This window comes from Streptomyces rapamycinicus NRRL 5491 (genome assembly GCF_024298965.1).
In the GTDB taxonomy this organism is placed as follows: Bacteria; Actinomycetota; Actinomycetes; order Streptomycetales; family Streptomycetaceae; genus Streptomyces; species Streptomyces rapamycinicus.
In genome coordinates this window covers 11,902,937-11,923,360 of the sequence record NZ_CP085193.1, presented here as the reverse complement: position 1 = coordinate 11,923,360, position 20,424 = coordinate 11,902,937, and the positions used below count along the sequence as shown (strand labels likewise).

Annotated in this window: 19 protein-coding genes and 1 pseudogene; 14 read left to right on the top strand and 6 right to left on the bottom strand. The window is 69.2% G+C overall.

Annotated elements, in window-relative coordinates; genetic code table 11:
• Nucleotides 1-28: 28 nt before the first annotated feature.
• From LIV37_RS49045 to LIV37_RS49035, 3 genes are all read right to left on the bottom strand, one after another.
• Nucleotides 29-319 carry a hypothetical protein gene (locus tag LIV37_RS49045; protein WP_020874532.1) on the bottom strand — a complete coding sequence of 97 codons (291 nt, stop codon included), beginning with the start codon at nucleotides 317-319 and terminating at the stop codon, nucleotides 29-31.
• A complete protein-coding gene (locus tag LIV37_RS49040) occupies nucleotides 316-600 on the bottom strand; it encodes a hypothetical protein (protein WP_020874531.1) in 285 nt (94 codons plus the stop codon). Before LIV37_RS49040 ends, LIV37_RS49045 begins: the two co-directional genes overlap by 4 nt.
• A gap of 274 nt (nucleotides 601-874) precedes the next feature.
• Complete coding sequence (locus LIV37_RS49035) at nucleotides 875-1,267, bottom strand: nuclear transport factor 2 family protein (protein ID WP_121826694.1); 393 nt, start codon at nucleotides 1,265-1,267, stop codon at nucleotides 875-877.
• 125 nt (nucleotides 1,268-1,392) lie between these two features.
• On the opposite strand from LIV37_RS49035, the gene LIV37_RS49030 reads away from it, so the two are divergent.
• The gene (locus LIV37_RS49030; protein WP_020874529.1) at nucleotides 1,393-1,896 is read left to right on the top strand and encodes a MarR family winged helix-turn-helix transcriptional regulator; all 504 of its coding nucleotides are present in this window, start codon (nucleotides 1,393-1,395) and stop codon (nucleotides 1,894-1,896) included.
• On the opposite strand, the gene LIV37_RS49025 is transcribed toward LIV37_RS49030, so the two are convergent.
• Nucleotides 1,875-2,603: an SDR family oxidoreductase gene (locus LIV37_RS49025; RefSeq protein ID WP_020874528.1), complete on the bottom strand. Its 729-nt coding sequence runs from the start codon at nucleotides 2,601-2,603 to the stop codon at nucleotides 1,875-1,877. The two genes, LIV37_RS49030 and LIV37_RS49025, sit on opposite strands and share 22 nt — an antisense overlap.
• 214 nt (nucleotides 2,604-2,817) lie before the next feature.
• Here LIV37_RS49025 and LIV37_RS49020 point away from each other — a divergent pair, with 214 nt between their 5' ends.
• Together LIV37_RS49020 and LIV37_RS49015 are read left to right on the top strand one after the other, a co-directional pair.
• Nucleotides 2,818-4,491, top strand: a complete 1,674-nt coding sequence (locus tag LIV37_RS49020; RefSeq protein ID WP_020874527.1) for an NAD-dependent malic enzyme — start codon at nucleotides 2,818-2,820, stop codon at nucleotides 4,489-4,491.
• Between the two features lie 247 nt (nucleotides 4,492-4,738).
• Nucleotides 4,739-4,939, top strand: coding sequence for a hypothetical protein (locus LIV37_RS49015; RefSeq protein ID WP_020874526.1), 201 nt, complete (start codon nucleotides 4,739-4,741; stop codon nucleotides 4,937-4,939).
• A gap of 158 nt (nucleotides 4,940-5,097) precedes the next feature.
• On the opposite strand, the gene LIV37_RS49010 is transcribed toward LIV37_RS49015, so the two are convergent.
• The gene (locus tag LIV37_RS49010) at nucleotides 5,098-5,718 is read right to left on the bottom strand and encodes a TetR/AcrR family transcriptional regulator (RefSeq protein WP_020874525.1); all 621 of its coding nucleotides are present in this window, start codon (nucleotides 5,716-5,718) and stop codon (nucleotides 5,098-5,100) included.
• 235 nt (nucleotides 5,719-5,953) lie between these two features.
• Between LIV37_RS49010 and LIV37_RS49005 the strand changes: the two genes are divergently transcribed.
• The 9 genes and pseudogenes from LIV37_RS49005 (at nucleotide 5,954) to LIV37_RS48965 (ending at nucleotide 17,790) form a co-directional block, all read left to right on the top strand.
• Entirely contained in the window at nucleotides 5,954-6,817 is an 864-nt protein-coding gene (locus LIV37_RS49005; protein ID WP_121826470.1) for an SDR family NAD(P)-dependent oxidoreductase, read from the top strand.
• Entirely contained in the window at nucleotides 6,814-8,889 is a 2,076-nt protein-coding gene (locus tag LIV37_RS49000; protein WP_020874523.1) for an acetate--CoA ligase family protein, read from the top strand. The genes LIV37_RS49005 and LIV37_RS49000 overlap by 4 nt, the downstream gene beginning before the upstream one ends.
• 51 nt (nucleotides 8,890-8,940) lie before the next feature.
• Nucleotides 8,941-10,113, top strand: a complete 1,173-nt coding sequence (locus tag LIV37_RS48995; protein WP_020874522.1) for an acyl-CoA dehydrogenase family protein — start codon at nucleotides 8,941-8,943, stop codon at nucleotides 10,111-10,113.
• A 149-nt stretch (nucleotides 10,114-10,262) separates the two neighbouring features.
• Nucleotides 10,263-11,021 carry an enoyl-CoA hydratase/isomerase family protein gene (locus LIV37_RS48990; RefSeq protein ID WP_020874521.1) on the top strand — a complete coding sequence of 253 codons (759 nt, stop codon included), beginning with the start codon at nucleotides 10,263-10,265 and terminating at the stop codon, nucleotides 11,019-11,021.
• A 78-nt stretch (nucleotides 11,022-11,099) separates the two neighbouring features.
• Nucleotides 11,100-12,599, top strand: a complete 1,500-nt coding sequence (locus tag LIV37_RS48985; RefSeq protein ID WP_020874520.1) for a purine-cytosine permease family protein — start codon at nucleotides 11,100-11,102, stop codon at nucleotides 12,597-12,599.
• Nucleotides 12,600-12,875: 276 nt separating this feature from the next.
• Nucleotides 12,876-14,063: an ATP-grasp domain-containing protein gene (locus LIV37_RS48980; protein ID WP_020874519.1), complete on the top strand. Its 1,188-nt coding sequence runs from the start codon at nucleotides 12,876-12,878 to the stop codon at nucleotides 14,061-14,063.
• Nucleotides 14,064-14,106: 43 nt separating this feature from the next.
• Nucleotides 14,107-14,577 (top strand): hypothetical protein, encoded by a 471-nt coding sequence (locus LIV37_RS48975; RefSeq protein ID WP_020874518.1) that lies wholly within the window; start codon nucleotides 14,107-14,109, stop codon nucleotides 14,575-14,577.
• Between the two features lie 180 nt (nucleotides 14,578-14,757).
• Nucleotides 14,758-16,823 (top strand): annotated as a pseudogene (locus LIV37_RS48970) (glycoside hydrolase).
• Between the two features lie 121 nt (nucleotides 16,824-16,944).
• Nucleotides 16,945-17,790: a prephenate dehydratase gene (locus LIV37_RS48965; RefSeq protein ID WP_121826471.1), complete on the top strand. Its 846-nt coding sequence runs from the start codon at nucleotides 16,945-16,947 to the stop codon at nucleotides 17,788-17,790.
• Nucleotides 17,791-17,810: 20 nt separating this feature from the next.
• Here LIV37_RS48965 and LIV37_RS48960 read toward each other — a convergent pair whose 3' ends face one another.
• A complete protein-coding gene (locus LIV37_RS48960; protein WP_208929140.1) occupies nucleotides 17,811-18,488 on the bottom strand; it encodes a GntR family transcriptional regulator in 678 nt (225 codons plus the stop codon).
• A 217-nt stretch (nucleotides 18,489-18,705) separates the two neighbouring features.
• On the opposite strand from LIV37_RS48960, the gene LIV37_RS48955 reads away from it, so the two are divergent.
• Nucleotides 18,706-19,458, top strand: a complete 753-nt coding sequence (locus LIV37_RS48955; RefSeq protein ID WP_020874515.1) for an ABC transporter ATP-binding protein — start codon at nucleotides 18,706-18,708, stop codon at nucleotides 19,456-19,458.
• A complete protein-coding gene (locus tag LIV37_RS48950; RefSeq protein ID WP_020874514.1) occupies nucleotides 19,455-20,309 on the top strand; it encodes an ABC transporter permease in 855 nt (284 codons plus the stop codon). Before LIV37_RS48955 ends, LIV37_RS48950 begins: the two co-directional genes overlap by 4 nt.
• Nucleotides 20,310-20,424 lie beyond the last annotated feature (115 nt).

The window sequence follows — 20,424 nt, the reverse complement described above, 5'->3', positions numbered from 1 at the left end:
CGTCAGCACCCGGCCCCGATGCGGTAGATCAGCGGAACCAGACCAATACGGGGACGCGGATCTCGCGGAGTTCGGGGAGGACGACGTACTCGAAGACGACCGGCTCGCCGCCGATCTGCAGGCTGTACCGGGCGCCGAGGTCGTCCATGGGGTCGCCGGGGGGCTGCCGGTCGCGATCGATCGCGCCGCCGACTTCGAGGGCCAGCGCGCCCAGGAAGTTCACCACCTTCTTGGAGAGGTCCGGTGGCATGTCGAGCAGCGTCCGGGCGGGGATCTCCTCGGTCCACGCCGTCCAGCCGCCGCGCGGCCGGGGGTTCATCGGGTGATTCCCTCCAGCCGGTCGGCGAGGTCGTCCACGGAGACCAGCCGGGTGCCGGCGGCGGCGTGGGAGCGGCTCTCCGCGGCGCCGGGGGCGCGGTCGAGCATGGCCGCCTTCCACCACTTGCGCATGACGCCCGGAACGGTTTCCTCCTCAGCGGCCAGCACCTCGGCGTAGAACTGGGCCCGGTTCGCTCCGGTCAGCGCGTCGCCGATGCCGTTGATCGTGTTCGGGATCGCCGGGATCCTGCCGTCGGTGGGGTGTTCGGGCTGTGCGCTCATCTCCGAGTTCCCTTTCCCACATCGGGTGCGACGGTCGGCGGCCCTGGTCGAGACGCCTTCGCTCGGGTCATTCTCTCGCAGGACGCGCGCTCCATGGGGCGCAGTGGGAGATCAGGGTAGCCGGTGGGCCGCTCCACCGTCGGCACGGCCGGTGACCCGCTCCCCCGCCGGACGGCTCGGCCGCGGCACCGTACGGCCCGGGCGGCCCGGCCACCCTTCGTTCACCGGCGGGACGGCGGCCCCGTACCACCGCGGCGGTACGGGGCCCGCGGCGTCAGCGGGCGCTGCCCAGGTTCCGGTCGGCGTCGGCGCCCTCGAGCATGAGGGTGGTCTCCTCGATGCGGCGGAACCGCCCGTCAGGGGCGAACTCGGCGAAGAGGTAGACCTCCGTACGCACGGTGGAGCCGTCGGTCTTGACGACGTCGATGACATGACGGTCCGCGTACAGGTCGCCCCGCGCGAGTTCGTCGAGGACCCGGACCGATCCGCCGGCGACGATCGTGCGCAGGTGGGCGATGTGGGCCATGAACTCACCGCGGTCGTCCCAGCGGCCGTCGGTGCGCTGGCGGTAGTCGGGGGCGAAGTGCCGGTCGGCGGCCTCGGCCAGTTCGAGACCGGGCGTGAAGAGCAGGTCGGTGAGGGCGGTGGCGATGTCGGTACGGGAGATGGGGGTGGAGGTGGTGGTGGCCATGACGGTGCCCTTCGGTTTCGAGTGTCGAAAACTGCGTGCGCCGAGCACGCACTTGCACCGTACCGCACATTGCGTGCGCCGCGCACGCTAGACTTGGAGCCATGCCGACCGACGTGGGACACGAGATCGCCGACGTGCTGGGGACGCTGCTCAAGCGCAGCACCCGTGAACAGATCTACCGACGCCTGACCGAGGGTCTGGGCGAGGCCGTGGACGAGGTCACCTACCCCGTGCTCAGCGGGCTCGCCCGCACCGGCCCGCGCAGCGCCGCCAGTCTCGCCGACGAGATCGGCCTGGACCGCTCCGGTGTCACCCGCCGCGCGACCCGCCTGGAGGAAGCCGGCCTGCTGGGCCGCGAGCCCGACCCCGCCGACCGGCGCGCCACTCTGCTCGCCCTGACCGAGGCCGGGCGAGCGGCGGTCGAAACGACCCGGCAGCGCCTCGCCGCGCACATCGAGGACTCCCTCGCCTCCTGGCCGCCCGGCGAAGCCCGGACCTTCGCCCGCCAGCTGCACCGTTTCGTCGACCACGGACCCTTCACCGCACAGGCCGGCCGCGAGGGCCGGTCCGGGCCGCACACGGGTCAGGAGAGCCAGTCGGCGTAGCGGGTGGGGGCGAGGTCGGCGCCCGGGTCGGTGAGGACGTCACCCTTGACCTCCGCGAACATGCCGGCGGTCGGGTCGGTGACGACGGTGCGGGGGTCGCCCTTCTGGGCCAGGGTGATCCGGCCCAGCTCGTCCAGGGGGAAGACCTCGGGGCCCGCGATGTTGCGAATGCCGCGCAGCGGGGGACCCTGGGCCACATCCGTCACCGCGGCGGCCACGTCCTTGGCGGCGATCGGCTGGATCGGCGTGGTGGGCAGCCGGACGGTCTCGCTGTCGGCGGTCCAGGACAGGGTGGCGTCCATGAACTCCATGAACTGCGTCGCCCGGACGATCGAGTACGGGACCGGCCCGGCCGTGAGGATCTCCTCCTGGAGCGCCTTCGCCCGGTAGTAGACCAGCTCCGGCACCTGGTCCACACCGACGATCGAGAGAATCACGAAGTGGCCGACCCCGGCCTTCTGGGACGCGGCCAGCAGGTTGTCCATCGACGTCTGGAAGAAGGCCAGGGAGGCTTCGTCGAACGTCGGGGAGTTCGCCAAGTTGACGACGGTGCCGGCCCCCGCCACGGCCTCGTCCAGCCCCTTGCCGCTGATGATGTCGACGCCCGTGGACGGCGAATGCGGTACCGCCTCATGCCCGGCTGCGTTCAGATTCTTGACGACCTGCGACCCAATGAGTCCGGTGCCGCCGATGACCGCGAACTTCATAACAGGCCTTTCGTCGGATATGTCCGTAATGGATGTGTAACCCCATCCAGGCATTGCATGCAGCGAGCTCGAAGATCGACGAGCGGGGGTGGGAGCTCTATACGCACGGTGGAGATGGCGTCGCGGGACTCCCCCGGTCCGGGTTCGCCGGGCGGCGCACGCACACATGCATGCATGCATGCATGCATGCAGACGCACTTTGGGGAGAGGCATCATGGCCAAGAGCACCGCGCGCACTCCTGCCACTCCGGACGCCCTGATGGATCCGCTCCTCAACCGTGGCGTGGCGTTCACGCGGCCGGAGCGGGACGAGCTGGGACTGACCGGGCGGCTGCCCTCCGGGGTGCTGACGCTGGAGCAGCAGGCACAGCGCGCCCACCAGCAGTTGCGGGCCCAGGGCGGTGACCTGGCCAAGAACGTGTACCTGGAGCAGCTGCACGACCGCAACGAGACCCTGTACTTCAAGGTGCTCACCGACCACCTCGTGGAGCTGTTGCCGATCGTGTACGACCCCACCGTGGGCGAGGCGATCGAGAAGTACTCCCATGAGTACCGCCGCCCCCGAGGGATCTTCCTCTCCATCGACGACCCGGAGAGCATGGAGAGGGCTTTCGCCACACTGCGGCTCGGGCCCGAGGACGTGGACCTGATCGTGTGCACCGACGCCGAGGAGATCCTGGGCATCGGCGACTGGGGCGTGGGCGGGATCCAGATCTCGGTCGGCAAGCTGGCGGTCTACACCGCGGCGGCCGGTATCGATCCGCGCCGTGTCATCGCCGTGTCACTGGATGTGGGCACGGACCGTGAGTCGCTGCTCAAGGACCCGCTGTACCTGGGCAATCGGCATCCCAGGGTCCGCGGCGCCGACTACGACACGTTCATCGAGACGTATCTGCGCACGGCTTCGTCGAAGTTCCCGGGCGCGCTGCTGCACTTCGAGGACTTCGGCCCGAGCAACGCCCGGCGGATCCTGGAGACGTACGGGGGCGGCTACCGGATCTTCAACGACGATATGCAGGGCACCGGCGCGATCACCCTGGCCGCGACCCTGTCGGCGGTCAGGGCCGGCGGGGTGCGGATGCGTGACCAGAAGCTCGTGGTCTTCGGCGCGGGCACCGCCGGGGTGGGCATCGCCGACCAGCTCCGTGACGCCATGATCCGCGACGGCGCGAGCCCCGAGCAGGCCACCGCACAGGTCTGGCTGATCGACAAGCAGGGCCTGCTCACCCGCGACATGACCGACCTGCGCGACTTCCAGCAGCCCTACGCGCGGGACCGGTCGGAGGCCGCCGACTGGGCGGCCGACGGCGGCGCCGTCTCTCTGCTGGAGACCGTGCGCCGGGTCGAGCCGACGATCCTGCTGGGCACCTCCACCGTGCACGGGGCGTTCACCCGCGAGGTCGTCGAGGCCATGGCCGCGGGTACCGGGCGCCCGATCGTCTTCCCGCTCTCCAACCCGACCTCGCGCATCGAGGCCATGCCGGACGACATCCTCGCCTGGTCGAAGGGCAAGGCCCTGATAGCGACCGGCATCCCCGTCCCACCCGTGGAACACGACGGTGTGACCTACCGGATCGCGCAGGCCAACAACGCGCTGCTCTACCCCGGACTGGGCCTGGGCACGATCGTCTCCGGAGCGTCCACGGTGACCGCGGACATGCTGCTCGCGGCCGCTCAGGCGGTGGCCGACCAGGTCGACCCCGGGCAACCGGGCGCCTCCCTGCTGCCGCCGGTGGAGAACCTGCGGGAGTCCTCGGCGACCACCGCGACGGCGGTGGTCAAGGCGGCGGTCGGCGAGGGTGTCGCCACCAGCAAGCCCGCCGATCCCGCCCAGGCCGTCCACCAGGCCATGTGGGAGCCGGTCTACGGCGACGGAGCGGCGTCATGACCGCGCGGCACCCCGCCCCGGCCGGGGGCGACGACGCCCCGGAGATCCTCGACCTGCCCATCGGTCTGCACGCGGCCGGCAGCCGCCGGGAGACCGACTCGATGGGCGCCATCGACGTCCCGGCGGACCGGTACTGGGGCGCGCAGACACAGCGGTCCCTGATCCACTTCTCGATCGGGGACGACCGGATGCCCAAGGCCGTCTACCACGCCTACGGCCACGTCAAGATGACGTCAACCGGTCCCTCATGCTGGTCACCGCCCTCTCCCCGGTCATCGGCTACGACAAGGCCTCGGCCATCGCGCACAAGGCCGACGACGAGGGCACCACCCTGCGCGAGGCCGCACTGCGCGAGGCCGCACTGGCCTCGGGTGACGTCACCGCGAAGGACTTCGACCGCATCGCCGACCCGGCCGCCATGGTCGGCCCGGCCGAACGGCGCGGGTGAAAGAACGCGGTCCCCTCGCCGCCGCCGTCGTGCGGGCCGTCGAGTTCCGGTTGTAGATATATGCGTCCGTCTCGCTCGGAACGTGCACTTCCGCCCCTATGCCGTGCCACACTGTGGGTGGCCCTCACCGCATCCCCCGTCGGTGAGGGCCCCTTACGTCAGGCGGCGCCTGCCACGAGCTCCTGGTGGACGAAATCCACCAGGAGTTCGCGCATGGTCCCGATGGTCATGCCGGGGACTCCGGTCAGCACCTGGATGGCCGCGCCGTCGGTGAGGGCGGTCAGGCGCAGCGCGACGACCTGCGGATCGGCGTCCGCGCGGAAGATGCCCTGCCGCTGGCCGCGCTGGACGATCCGGCGGACGGTTTCCTGCCAGCGCGCGTAGTACTCGTTGTGGGCCGGGCGGAATTCGGGGCGGATGGTGGCCTCGGCCCAGTACTGGAGCCAGATGGCCCACTCGTCCCGGACCTGGCCGACGCGTGGCAGCTGCATGTCGATCAGCTTCAGCAGCCGCTCGTGAGCGTTGTGGACGGCGCGCAGTTGGGTGGACTGGCGGGCGAACGCCCGGTCGACGCAGTACTTGAGGGCCTCCGCCAGGACGTCGTTCTTGCCGGGGAAGTAGTAGTGCACCGTGCCGGTGCTGGTGCCACAGACCTTGGCGATGTCGGCGATGCGCACGGCGTGGAAGCCACGCTCGGCGATCAGCTGCCACGTGGCGTCGAGGATCCTCGCCCTGCGGTCCTCATCGCTCCTGGGCTCCGCCTTCGTCCCGGTGGTCACATCGTCTCCCCGTCGTCCTCGGTCCTGGTTCCCCCGTCAGCGCCGACGCTCAGCGTCCGATCATTCTGACTGAAGCGTCAGTTCCTCGGCAAGTCCCAGGTCCGCGGTGGACCCCTTCTGCCACGGGAATTTCCTTACCGTCACCCCTTGACGGCAGTCTCGGCGAGAGGGCTAACTGACGCATCAGTCAAACCTTTGGCACCCATACCTTCGGCACACAGCTCGAGGAGGCTCTGTGCGCACTGACCAACCCGTGCCGCCGGACAGCGGACTACGGCCGGATGTCCACACCGGCAAGGTCGCGCTGGTGACCGGCGGGGGCACCGGCATCGGCCGGGCCACCGCCCTGGGCCTGGCCGCCGGCGGCGCGCGCGTCGTGATCTGCGGGCGCCGTCCGGAGCCCCTGGCGGAGGCCGCCGAGGAGATCGAGGCCCTCGGCGGCTCCTGCGTCACGCTGTCCGCGGACATCCGCGAGGAGTCCCACGTCAGCACGGTCGTCGACCGCGCGCTCGACGCGTTCGGACGCGTCGACATCCTGGTCAACAACGCGGGCGGACAGTTCTCCGCGCCCGCCGAGGAGATCAGCCCGGGCGGCTGGCGGGCCGTGCACCGGCTCGCCGTCGACGCCACATGGGCGATGACCCGCGAGGTCGCCCGCCGGGCGATGATTCCGCAGCGCTCGGGCGCGGTGTTCTTCATCGCCTTCTCCCCGCGCCGCGGCATCCCCGGCTTCGCCCATGCCGCCTCCGCGCGGGCCGCGGTGGAGAACCTCGCGGCCGGGCTCAGCCTGGAGTGGAGCCGGTACGGCATCCGTACGGTGTGCGTGGCGCCCGGCACCATCGCCACCGGGGGCCTGGACGACCACTACACACCGGAGGACCGGGAGCGCTGGGAGCGGTCGGTGCCGCTCGGCAGGCTCGGCCGGCCCGAGGACGTCTCCGGCCTCATCTCCTTCCTCGCCTCCCCCCAGGGCTCGTACATCACCGGGACGACCGTCGTCGTCGACGGCGGAGCCGACGCCTGGGGTGCCGGTCACCCCGTACCCGACGTACCCCACCACCTCACCACGCCGGACTCGTCCCCTAAGGACAACCCATGAGCCTCTCCGCCACCGAGCGGCGCGTTCCCGAACGCGACCTGGGACCGCTCTTCGCACCGAACGCGGTCGCCATCGTCGGAGCCAGCAACGACCAGACCAAGTGGGGCAACTGGATCAGTGTGCAGGCGCTGCGCATGCGGGGGCGCCGCCCGGTGTACCTGGTCAACCGCCGTGGTGAACCGGTGCTCGGCGAACGCGCCTACCGTTCCACGGCCGAACTCCCCCAGCGCGCCGACCTCGCAGTGATCGCCGTCCCGGCGGCCGGGTTCGAGTCGGCCGTCGAGGACGCGCTCGCCGCCGGGGCGCGCGCCATCGTCGGCATCACCGCGGGCTTCGCGGAGCTCGGCACGGAGGGCGAGGCGCGGCAGTCGGCGCTGGCCCGGCGGGTGCGCGAGGCGGGGGCCGTGCTGCTGGGCCCGAACTGCCTGGGCGTCCTGGACAGCGGCAGCGAGCTGTATCTGTCCTCCAATCCGCTGCCGGCTGGCTCGGTGGGGCTGATCTCGCAGAGCGGCAACATGGCCCTGGAGCTCAGCCGGATCCTCTCCGAGCGCGGGCTCGGCTTCTCCCGCTTCGCCTCGCTCGGCAACCAGGCCGATCTCACCGTGGCCGACCTCATCCGCGCCTACACCGTGCATCCGGAAACCAGGCTGATCGCGGTGTACAGCGAGGACTTCGGCGACGGCCGGGACTTCGTGGCCGCGGCCGCCGAGGCCACCACCATGGGCAAGCCCGTGGTGCTGCTCACGGTCGGCGCCAGCGAGGCGTCCGTACGCGGCGCCAAGTCGCACACCGGGGCGCTGGTCAGCGACAGCTCGGTGATCGACGCGGCCTGCCGGGCCGCCGGGATCGACCGGGTGGCCAGCCCCCGGCAGATGGCCGGCCTGCTGGAGGCGCTGCATCTGTTCGGCGCGGCCCCGGCCCGCAGGGTGGCGGTGCTCGCCGACGGCGGCGGCCATGCCTCGGTCGCCTGTGACCTGGCCGAGCGGTACGGGCTGTCCGTGCCGGAGTTCGACCCCGAGCTGGCGCAGCGGCTGCGGGACCATCTGACGCCGTCGGCGGGGGTGGGCAACCCGGTGGACCTGGCGGGCATGGGCGAGAAGGACGTCACCTCCTTCGCCCGGGTGCTGGGCGATCTGCTCGACGCGCCGGACACCGACTCGGTCCTGATCACCGGATACTTCGGCGGCTACGGCGAGTACAGCGCCGCCCTCGCCGCGGCCGAGGTCGAGACCGCGGCCGAGCTGGGCGAGCTGGTGCGCGACCGCTGCAAGCCGGTGGCCGTGCACACCATGTACCCCTACAGCGATGCCGCCGAGGAGTTGCAGCGGCGCGGCGTCCCGGTCTTCCGCGCCATCGAGGAGGCGGCCCGCAGCCTCGGGATGCTGGCCCGGCGCGCCGCCGCCGACCCCGCGCTGCGTCCCCTGCCCGACCCGGCGCCACCGGTCACGGACGACGGCTACTGGAGCGCACGCGAGCTGATCCGCGCCGCGGGGGTGGACTTCCCGGCGGCGCGCCTGGCCACGACCGTGGACGAGGCCGTGGCGGCGGCCCGTGAGATCGGCGGCAGGGTCGTGGTCAAGGCCCTCGGCCTGCTGCACAAGTCCGACTCCGGGGGTGTCGCGCTCGGACTGGAGGGCGACCCGGCGGTCCGTACCGCCGTCGCCGACATGGCCGGGCGGCTGTCCCCGCCGGGGTACTGCGTCGAGGCCATGGCGGATCTGCGCGACGGCGTCGAGCTGATCGTCGGCGTCCGGCGCGACCCCCGCTTCGGGCCGGTCACCATGCTCGGCCTCGGCGGGGTCACCACCGAGGTGCTGCGCGACGTGGACTTCGCGCTCGCCCCGCTCACCCCCGGGCAGGCCCGTGAGCTGCTGGGCCGGCTGCGCTCCGCCGCCCTGCTGTACGGCGTGCGCGGCCGCCCCGCCGTCGACCTCGACGCACTCGCCCACACCATCGCCGCCATCACCGACGTGGCGGCGGCCCACCCGGAGATCGCCGAGCTGGAGGTCAATCCGCTGCTCGCCACTCCGCGCGGATGCCAGGGCCTGGACGCCCGCATCGTCCTGGGCTGAACCCCATCGCACAAGAGCGCTCACCCGCGCCACATCAACAGGAGGAACACCGTGGAATTCGCCCTCAGCCCCCGTCTGCTCGAACTCAAGCAGCGTGCCGCCGGCCTGACCGGCAAGATCATGCAGTACGAGGACGAGTGCGAGGCCAACAACGGTCTGCCGCCCGAAACCCACGCCGCCATCCGCGAGGAGGTGCTGGCCCATGGCCTCCAGGCCATCAACATGCCCGCCGAGTGGGGCGGCGCGGGGCTGACCATCCTCGAACAGGTCGTCGTCCAGGATGAGTTGGGCAAGTTGACCAACGCCCTGTGGGACGCGGTGTGGCGGCCGGCCAACTGCCTCAGCGCGTGCACTCCCGAGCAGCGCGAGCGCTACCTGGTCCCGGACATCGAGGGCCGCCGCCGCGATGCCGTGGCCATCACCGAGGAACACGCCGGCTCCGATCCCTCCCGGATCCGCACCACGGCCACCCGGGACGGCGACGACTATGTCCTGAACGGCGAGAAGTGGTTCGTGACCGTGGGCGACGTGGCGGACTTCCTGATCGTCCTGGCCTACGTACAGCCGGACAACGAGCCGACGATGTTCCTCGTCGACAAGGGCACCCCCGGCGTCTCGGTCAAGCGCACCCCGCGCTACACCCACACCTTCGTCTACGAACACCCCGAGTTCCTCTTCCAGGACGTCCGGGTCGGCCAGGACGCCGTCCTCGGCAGGGTCGGCGAGGGATACGACCTGACCCGCGACTGGTTCACCGAGGAGCGGCTGATGATCGCCGCGCGCACCATCGGCGCCGCCGAGCGCGCGCTGCGGCTGGCCGTCGACTGGGCGAAGGAGCGTGAGCAGGGCGGTGATGTGCTGATGAACCGGCAGCTGATCCAGGGCATGATCGCCGACTCGGTGACCGAGATCGCCACCAACCGCGCCTTCACCCACCAGGTGGCCTGGGAGTTCGACCAGGGCGGCGACCGCAAGACCCTGCACGCCAAGGCCGCCACCGCCAAGCTCGCCGCCTCCGAGGCGTCCAACCGGATCGTCGACCGCTGTGTGCAGATCTTCGGCGGCCGCGGCTACATGCGGGACGTCCCGGTCGAGCGGCTGTGGCGCGAGCTGCGGGTGGACCGGATCTGGGAGGGCACCTCCGAGATCCAGCGGCTGGTCATCGCCAACGAGGTCGGCAAGCGCGGCCTGGACGACCTGCTGTCCTTCACCGCCGGGAGCTGACCGGCGCCTCCGGCGGCAGGGGCCGTACGGCCACGCCGGGGCGTACGGCCACGCCCACGGTCCCTGCCGCCGCGCACCCCACTGCCACCGCCCGGACACGTGGCGCGGCAACGTCCCTCAACCAGCGAGGCAGGAGAAGCACCAGCGCCATGACCGTCACCGACACAACACCCGCCGCCTCCCCGGAGGCCGGCACCGTGGAGATCGAGCGCACCGGCGAGCACCAGGACATCGCCGTCCTCACGCTGCGGCGGGAGCGGAAGCTCAACGCGCTCTCCACCCATATGGAGTCCGCCCTGCTCGACGCCCTGCGCGGCCCGCGGGTGCGCACCAGCCGGGCCGTGGTCGTCACCGGAGTGCCGCGCGCCTTCTCGGCCGGGGCGGACACCGGCGAGCTGCGCGAGATGACCCCCGAGGCGATCGCCGACTACTACCGCTCGTCCGGCGCCGTGTACGAGGCGTTCGCCGCCCTACCCCAGCCCACGGTGGCGGCCCTGTCCGGCTACTGCCTCGGCGGCGGCCTGGAACTGGCGCTGGCCGCGGACATCCGGGTGGCCGATCCGGACACGGTCTTCGGGCTGCCCGAGGTGGGCATCGGCATTCTGCCCAGCTCCGGCGGGGTGACCCGGCTGGTGCGCGAGGTCGGACCGGCCCGCACCCGCGATCTGGTGCTGCGCGGCCGCCGCTTCGGCGCGCCGGAGGCGTACGCCTGGGGGCTGATCGGGGAGATCGCCGAAGCGGGCACCGTACGGGACAAGGCGGTGGAGATCGCCACGGAGCTGGCCGGACAGCCGCGGCTCGCCGTCTCCGTCGCCAAGCAGGTGATCACGGCCGCCACCGACGCTCCGCGCGAGGCGGCGCTGCTGCTGGAGCAGCTCGCGTACGCCGCGCTCAACCGGACCGGCTGAACCGGCCGCCGCGACCACGACCGTCAGGGGGATCCGCGCACCACACGCCCGTCCACGCTCGCGCCCAGGAGATACCGCATGGCAGTCAGCACCACCAAGGCGACCGGTTCACCGGACACGCCGGGCGCCACTCGGCACCACCGGCCGGTCATCGAGAGCCGGTCGATCGACTATGTGCCCCTCGCCGAACGCCACGGCAAGGTCTGGCACCTGTTCCCCGTCTGGTTCGCCGGGGACGCGCATCTCGCCACCATCGCCACCGGCGCGATCGGGGTGACGCTCGGCGGCAATCTGATCTGGACGGCCATCGCCATCGTGCTCGGCAACGCCCTGGGCACCTTCTTCATGGCCTTCCACTCCACGCAGGGCCCGCAGCTCGGGCTGCCCCAAATGGTCCAGTCCCGGCCGCAGTTCGGCTTCGTCGGCGCGCTGCTGGTGTGGGTGGTGGCGCTGGTGACGTACATCGGCTACACGGCCTTCAACCAGGTGCTGGTCGGCTCGACGATGGACCATCTGGCGGACACTCCCCCGTCGGTCAGCTATATCGCCTACGCGGTGGTCGGCATCGTGCTCGCCATCGTGGGATACGACTTCATCCACAAGGCGTCCCGGTGGCTGACGTATCTGACCGGTGCGGGCCTGGCCGTCTTCTCGGTGGGCATCGTGGTGGTCGCCCCCTTCAGCGCGGACCAACTCGACCTGAGCGCCTTCACCCTCGCCCCCTTCCTGATCCAGCTGTTCCACGCCGCCGTCTACCAGCTCTCCTGGTCCATCTACGTCTCCGACTACTCCCGCTACCTTCCGCCGACGGTGGGGGTGCGCTCCTCGTTCTGGTGGACGTATCTGGGCGCGGGCTTCGGCGGCGCGTGGATGATGCTGGTGGGGGCGGTGGCCGCGGGTCTGTTCCCGAAACTGGGCCTGGTGGATGCCGTGGTCAGGGCCGGTGACCAGCTGTTCGACGGTTTCGGTGGGGTGCTGCTGCTGGTGTCGGTGATTCCGCTGTTCACCATCGGCACCCTCAACTTCTACGGTGGCAGCCTCACGCTGCTCTCCAGCATCGACTCGGTGAAGCGGATCCCGCTGACCCTGGGCACCCGCGTCACCACACTGGTGGTCCTGGGCGTGGCCTCCACCGGCCTCGCCTTCAGCGCGAACGACGACTTCCTGACCACCTTCGGGGACTTCCTGATCGTCCTCGGCTACCTCTTCACCCCGTGGACGGCGATCAACCTGATCGACTTCTATGTGGTGCGGCGTGGCCGCTACTCGATCCGCGAGATCTTCAACCCCCATGGCATCTACGGCCGTTGGAACTGGCGCGGGCTGACCGCCTATGGCGTCGGCTTCGCCTCGATGCTGCCGTTCGCCGTGATCGGCGACCTGGAGGGGCCGCTCGCGCGCTGGGTCAAGGGCGCCGATGTCACCATGCTGGTCGGACTCGCCACGTCGTCCCTGCTCTACCTGGCGCTGTGCCGCTCGCTCGACACCGGCGCCGAGCGCGCCGTCGTCACGGCCGCCGACGCCGGTCTCGACCCGGACCACGCCGGACACCAGGCGGAGGCCGGACAGCACGCATGAGCCTTAAGTCACGCCCCGTCGGGCGAGTTCCGGCGAATCCCGCCCGGCGGGTGCCAAGGAGTTCTCTGATGACGAGCGCCCACGGCAACCACGGCATCCGAGCTGGTGCCCTCACTGTCACGGGAGACGAGACGGCGGAACGCGCCCACGGAACGCGGATTCCACACGCTTCCCGGCCACGGAGATTGACCCGTGACCTACATCACAGTCTCCGCTTCCGCATTCGCGTGGAATGATGTTCAACGTTTTGGCTGGTCGTAATCGGGGGAGACGCGAATGCCGACGATGATTGTCCTCGGGTATAGGGACGGCCTGGACGAGGCACTGCGGCGGCGAGGCTTGGAGCCCTTCTATATAGTCCAGCCGCCGGTGAACCCCCCGGAGTGCCGGGGCTTCACGTACGTCACCGACATGGAGAACGCCCAGGAAATCTTGCGAGCAGCACTTTCGGCGCAACTCGACGATACAGCCGGGGTGCTGACCGTGCATGAGATGGGCGTATTCGGAGCGGCCTATCTGCGGCAGCAGTTGAATCTGCCCGGCAATACGGACTCAGCGACCACTCTGTATTTCCGGGACAAGTACCTGCAGAAGAGCAAACTCCCGCCCCACGTCAGGCGGGCGCGTTGCCGATATGTCTCCGTGGGTACGTCGTTCAAGACGCTCGCCGACGGCCTGGGAGAGGTTTTCGTGGTCAAACCGGCCACCGGAGCCGGCGCCCTCCGTACGACCATCGTCCGGTCCCCGGAAGAGTACGAACGAGCCTTGGCCCTGTTCACCGGGCAGTCGGACGTCGAGGTCGTCGCCGAGTCCTTCATCGACGCCCCGGAGGTCTACATAGACGGCATCTGGAAGAACGGCGATCTCCAGTGGTCGTCCATGAGCCGCAACCACACCCCACCGCTGAATGCCGTACAAGGCGGCGTCCTGGCCGCCCACATCTTGGACAGAAGGCGCCGTTCGACGCTGTTCCAGCAAGCGGAGACGCTCGCCGCGCAGGTGCTCGCAAGCCTCGACGCACCTGATTGCGTATTCCATCTGGAAGCGTTCACGGAAGATGCGGGGCTGACGTTCGGCGAATGCGCCATCCGCCTCCCGGGAGCGCTCTCCCCTCAGGTCAACAAGCTGACATTCGGCGTCGACCTCTTTGACGTCGAGATCAGCCTCGCACTCGGGGAAGAGCTGTCCGAGCCACTGAACAGCGGTGACCCGGATCGCTTCTACGGGTACCTCCTGCTACGCCGCCCGAAGAGCGGAAGTCTCACCCAACAGGATTTCGAGCGCAACTTCCGCTTCGACGAGATCCAGTATTCCTCGTCACCCGACACGCCGCTCGGCCCGTACGGCCGCGTGGGACAGGCCATCGTATCCGACCAGGATGAGCTGAAACTCCAGCAGACAATCGAGGATATCGTGCGGTTCAATGAGGCCGGCGGCGGATACGCCCAGTCCCCGGGCGAGTAGTCCCCGATGGCGTTTCAGGGTCGGCAGGTGGAGGGCGAAGGTCATGATCGTGGGTCTCGGCATCTCCGCGCTATGCGCCTTCGGCGCGCTGATCGCCCTGCTCGGCGTCGTCGCGATGGCACTTCCGGGGCGGCCCCAGCCGTGGCCGGTGCATCTGATGCGGCGCGGCTCATGGCTGGCTGCCGCCGCCGCGGCGTCCATCTATGTCCTGGGACTTTTCGCCGTTCTCACGTCCGAGCATGAGTTCAACAACGGCGCCGACTCAGTGCCGGCTCCGGCCTGTCGCGAGGGCTTCGACCCGGACACGGTTCAGCACCTCTCCCATCACCGGTCCTCCTACCTGCCGCTTCGTTTCGACTGCGTCCTCGACGACGGTACGGCCTACTCCAGCGATCCCAATTACGCGTGGATGAACTGGACGGCCCTGCTCCTCGCCCTGTCCGGTGCGTTGCTCGCCATCGGCGCGGGCTATGTGACCGAACTCCGCGCCAGGAAGCGCGCGTTGATCCACTGATACCGCTGGCGCCGTCGGCGAAAACATCATGGCACCAAAAGCGTTGACGCTTCGCGTGAGGCGTCTACCATCCCATGGCATCCGACAGATCAGTTGACGTTCGACTACCCGAACGAAGGTGCACTCATGGGGCCATTTTGGGGAGCGCTCCCACGGGAGCCCTGACCCCCAAGGAGAGAGATGAACCTTCCGAACCGACGTGGCCCGCGTGGACGACGTGGGCCACGTGGCCGACCCCGAGCGTGGGCGCTCGGGCTGTTGTCCGCCGTCGCGATGGCGGTACCCGGAACCGCGAACGCCGCGCCCGATGCCACCCGAGCCACCACCCTGGGCGCCCAAGCCGTCTAGTCCGGCCGGTACTTCGGCACCGCCGTGGCCGCCGGCAAGCTCGGCGACGCGACCTACTCGACGATCCTGAACCGGGAGTTCAACGCGGTCACCCCGGAGAACGAGATGAAGTGGGACACCATCGAGCGGTCCCGCGGCTCGTTCAACTTCGGCCCCGCCGATCAGATCGTGGGCCAGGCCGCCTCGCACGGACAGCGCGTACGCGGCCACACCCTGGTCTGGCACTCCCAGCTGCCCAGCTGGGTCAGTTCCATCACCGACGCGAACACCCTGCGCGGCGTGATGAACAACCACATCACCACCACGATGAACCACTACAAGGGCAAGATCCTCGCCTGGGACGTGGTGAACGAGGCGTTCGCCGACGGCGGCAGCGGCCAGCACCGCCCCTCGGTGTTCCAGAACCTGCCGGGCAACGGCTTCATCGAGGAGGCGTTCCGCACCGCTCGGGCGGCCGACTCCTCGGCCAAGCTGTGCTACAACGACTACAACATCGAGAACTGGAGCGACGCCAAGACCCAGGGCGTCTATCGGATGGTGCGCGACTTCAAGTCGCGCGGCGTGCCCATCGACTGCGTCGGCTTCCAGGCCCACTTCGGCACCGGTGGCCCGCCGACGAGTTTCCAGACCACGCTGTCCAACTTCGCCGCCCTCGGTGTGGACGTGCAGATCACCGAACTGGACATCGCACAGGCGCCGACGACCGCGTACGCGAACACGGTCAGGGCGTGTATGAACGTCTCGCGCTGCACCGGCATCACCGTCTGGGGCATCCGGGACAGCGACTCGTGGCGCGCCGGGGAGAACCCGCTGCTGTTCGACCGCGGCGGCAACAAGAAGCCGGCCTATCAATCCGTACTGACCGCACTGGGCGGCACCGCGAAACGGAGTACGGCCGCACTACCGGGTTCGGCGGCACGGCCGGCCACGTCCGACACCGCGCTGCCGTCCGCCTTCTCCTGGAGCTCCAGCGGCGTGCTGATGCCCCCCCAAGCCGGACTCGACCCACAGCATCGCCGGGCTCAAGGACCCGTCGGTCGTCTACTACAACGGCAACTACCACGTGTTCGCCAGTGTCGCCGGCTCCTCCGGATACGGCCTGGTGTACCTGAGCTTCACCGACTGGTCCCAGGCCAACTCGGCCACGCACCACTACCTGGACCGCGGCGCCATCGGCACGGGGTACCGGACGGCGCCACAGGTGTTCTACTTCGCACCGCAGAAGACCTGGTACCTGGTCTACCAGACCGGCAACGCCTCGTACTCCACGAACACCGACATCAGCAACCCCAACCGGCTGGAGCGCCCCGCGCAACTTCTACTCGTCGATGCCGGACATCATCCGCCAGAACATCGGCAGCGGCTACTGGGTGGACATGTGGGTGATCTGTGACAGCGCCAACTGCTACCTGTTCTCCTCCGATGACAACGGGCATCTGTACCGTTCGCAGACGACCCTGGCCCAGTTCCCGAACGGGTTCACCAACACCGTCATCGCGGCCCAGGACTCCAACAAGTACGCCCTGTTCGAGGCGAGCAATGTCTACAAGGTGCAGGGCGGCAACCAGTATCTGCTGATGGTCGAGGCGATCGGCTCGGACGGCCGGCGCTACTTCCGGTCCTGGACCTCGGGCAGCATCGCGGGCTCATGGACACCGCTGGCCACCTCCGAAGGCAACCCCTTCGCCCGGGCCAACAACACCACCTTCCCGTCCGGCGCCTGGACGAAGGACCTCAGCCACGGGGAGATGATCCGCGCCGGTTACGACCAGACGCTGACCATCCCCTCCTGCAAACTCCAGTACCTCTACCAGGGCAAGGACCCGGCCGCGAGCGGCGACTACAACACCCTGCCGTGGCGCCTCGGCCTGCTCACCCAGACCAATTCCACCTGCTGACACCACCGGCCTCGCGGCCACATCCTCGGCGCCTGCCGCCCACCGTCCCAGCTGGTCGAAGCCGTGGCTTAGGATGTGGCCTGAGGTGCGGTAACAGATCTCCATCGCAGAAAGTGACAACGTGACAACCGTCGCATACCAGGGTGAGCCGGGGTCCAACTCTGCGACCGTGACCCTCACCCTGTTTCCGGGGGCCGGGGAACTGGCGTGCACCACTTTTGAGGAAGCCCTGGACAGCGTGACGCTCGGCACCGCTGACACGGCGGTAATTCCCATCGACAACTCGGCGGCGGGCCGTGTCGCCGACGTGCATCACCTGCTTCCCGAGTCGGGCCTCTTCATCGTCGCCGAGTACTTCCTGCCCATCCACTTCGACCTCATGGGCGTTCCTGGCACACCCCTCGACGAGGTGGTGTACGTACGCAGCCATATCCATGCCCTGGGGCAGTGCCGGAAAGTCCTGCGCGAGGGCGGTTGGCGCACTGTCGTCAGTGACGACACGGCGGGTGCGGCCCGTGAAGTGGCCGAGCTGGGCGACGCCAGACACGCGGCGCTCGCCCCACCCGCGGCGGCCCCTCTCCACGGCCTGGAGGTCCTGAAGCCGAAGGTCGAGGACGATCCCGACAACACCACCCGATTCGTCATCCTCTCCCGGGACACCACCGTGCCGGCGAACACGGAGGAACCGACCATGACGAGTCTGTTCTTCTGCGTGCGCAACGTCCCCAGCGCCTTGTACAAGGCGCTCGGTGGGTTCGCGAGCAGTGGCGTGAACCTCACCAAGATCGAGAGCTACCAGATGGGCGCCGGCCTGAACGCCAGCGGCTTCTACGCCGAGGTCGAGGGACATCCCGACGATCCGCGCGTGGACCTCGCCCTGCAGGAATTGCACTTCTTCTCTTCGGAGGTGCGCGTCCTCGGCGTGTATCCGGCTCATCCGCACCGGCTGCGCGAACGGAGCCGCTGAGCCTCAGCGAACCCGGGCGTTCACCGAATACGCTCCAGGCGATCGGTCGTGGCGCGGATATGGGATCGAGCGGCCTGCTCGGCCTCCTCCGGGGCGCCGGACTCGATGGCGGCGAGGATCTGGACGTGTTGTTCGATCGCCCTTGCCGCCGTCCCCACTTCCAGCAGTGCGAACGGTGAGAAGACACGAGCGGTCAGCCGGAGCAGAGGCATCTGGGCGACGACGAAGTCGTTGTGACTCGCGGACATGATGCGCGCGTGGAAGGCGACGTTGAGCTGTGTGTAGCGCTCGGATCTCCATGGACGGATGGACGCACGCTGCTGATCGACGATCTCGTGCAGCTCGGTGACGTCCTCGGACGTCCTCTCCTCGGCGGCGAGCCGCGCCGCCAGACCGTCCACGACCTCGCGGACCGCGTATGCCTGCAACAGCGTCTCCGTGTCCCCGGCGATGACCCGCACACCCTGTCGGGAGTCCACTCGCACGAGGCCTTCTTGCTCGAGCATCCGGAAGGCCTCACGCAGGGGCGTGCGGCTGACGCCGAGTTCGTCGGACAGGCGCTGCTGCTTGAGCTTCTCGCCGGGCACCAACGCCCCAGAGTAGATCATTTCGCGTAGCACATCAGCGACTTCGTCGGCGAGTCTCACCCGGATGCGCGCCTGTGGTCGGACCATCATCTCAACCTCCCTGACCAGCATAGTGTCCGCCCCCCGACCCATTCTGTATCCAAAATGTAGACGCCGCGCAGCTTGCCATATCGCGTCTACCTGCGCAGAAACCGTTGACAGCGTCGAACCCGGCTCCTACGTTCTGGATCCCAAAGTGGCTCCATCGCAAAGCCCAGACGAGAGGGGCGACATGACGGCAACGTGGCCGGAACGATCCGACCAGGCGCGAGCCGGGGATCGAGGAGTGTTGCTGGAGATCGACGGCGTCACGATGGCGTACGGCGATGCATCGGCCGACCCGGTCCTGGAAGATGTCAACCTCTCGGTCGGCAGCGGTGAACGCTGCATGCTGCTGGGACCGTCCGGCTGCGGGAAGTCGACTCTGCTGCGGGCCGTGGGTGGATTCCACGCACCGGCCCGCGGCGAGATCCGCGTCGGAGGCGATGTGGTGAGCCGGCCCGGCCCCGACCGCGCCTTCGTGTTCCAGGAGTTCGATCAGCTCTTCCCGTGGAAGCGCGTCCTGGCGAACGTGGCGTACCCGCTGGTCGTGAACGGCGGAAAGAAGCCGCAAGCTCGGGAAAAGGCCCTCGTCCACCTCGAGATGATGGGGCTCCGGGACGCGGTGGACAAGTATCCGCATCAGCTGTCGGGCGGAATGAAGCAACGTGTCGCGATCGCACGAGCGATGGCGCTGGAGCCTCGCGTCCTTCTCATGGACGAGCCCTTCGGCGCCCTGGACGCCCAGACACGTGACCGGCTCCAGGAGCAGTTCCGCACCGTGACGACGGAGCTCGGCACGACGGTCATCTTCGTCACTCACAGCATCCACGAGGCGGCACTCATCGGTGACTCCGTCGTCGTCCTGGGCGGAGGGCGGCCGGGCCGGGTAGTGGGGCGCATCAGCCGCGAGCACACGCCCGCGGGCGACCGGTCAGCCGTCGAAGCGCGGCTCAAGTCGATGCTCGCGAGCGCACACACGGCCAAGGAGGACGACCGATGAGCCTCACCACCTCACGTCCGGCCGACCACGGCAAACGTTCCTCGGCGACACGCGCTCGCCGGCGGGGCTGGGGCGCCCTCCCCACGTGGCTGCGTCTGGGCATCCTGGCGCTGGTGCTGATCGGGGCGTGGCAGGCTTATGTGACCCTCTCCGGTGTCGACCCACTGCTCATGGTCGGGCCCGCCGACGTAGCCCGGCACCTGGCGAGTGGATGGGTCGACGGCACGATCCTCAACGCGACTCTCACGACCCTCCGAGTGCTCGGAATCAGCTTCGTGATCGGTGCGTTGGCCGCCATCGCGCTCACGATGTGGGCGCACTGGACCAAGATCGGATCCGACGTCCTGACCTTTACCGGTGCCATCCTCAGCCCGGTCCCGGGGCTGGCGATCCTCCCGCTCGCGATGCTCTGGTTCGGTATCTCGTCGACCGCGCTCATCGTGGTTCTGCTGAACGCGGTCATCTGGCCGATCGCCTACAACCTGCGGACCGGCGTCGAGACCATCAGTCCGACCATCCGTGCGGTGACTCGCAATATCGGTCTCCGGGGACTCCGCGAGGTTGTCGCGGTGATGCTCCCGGGTTCATTGCCCTATATGTTGGCCGGCTTCCGCGCCGCCTGGGCTTTCGGGTGGCGCACCATCGTCGGCGCCGAGCTGGTCTTCGGGGCATCCGGAAAGGGCGGGGGCATCGGCTTCTACCTCAACCAGCAGCGATTCTTCCTCGAAGTGGCCAACATCTTCGCGGGCCTCGCCACGATCGCCCTTGTCGGCGTCCTTCTCGAATGGGTGTTCAGTCTTATCGAGCGCGTCACCGTTCGTCAGTGGGGAATGCAGGTCTCTTCCAAGTAGTGCGCCGCTCACGCTTGTCCGGGCGTCATTCCACGCCACTGATCGGAGTGCAGATGTTCCATCCCAGCTCTCCCGCGTCCCGGCCGGGACGCCGGCGCGCAGGCCGCAGAGGGGT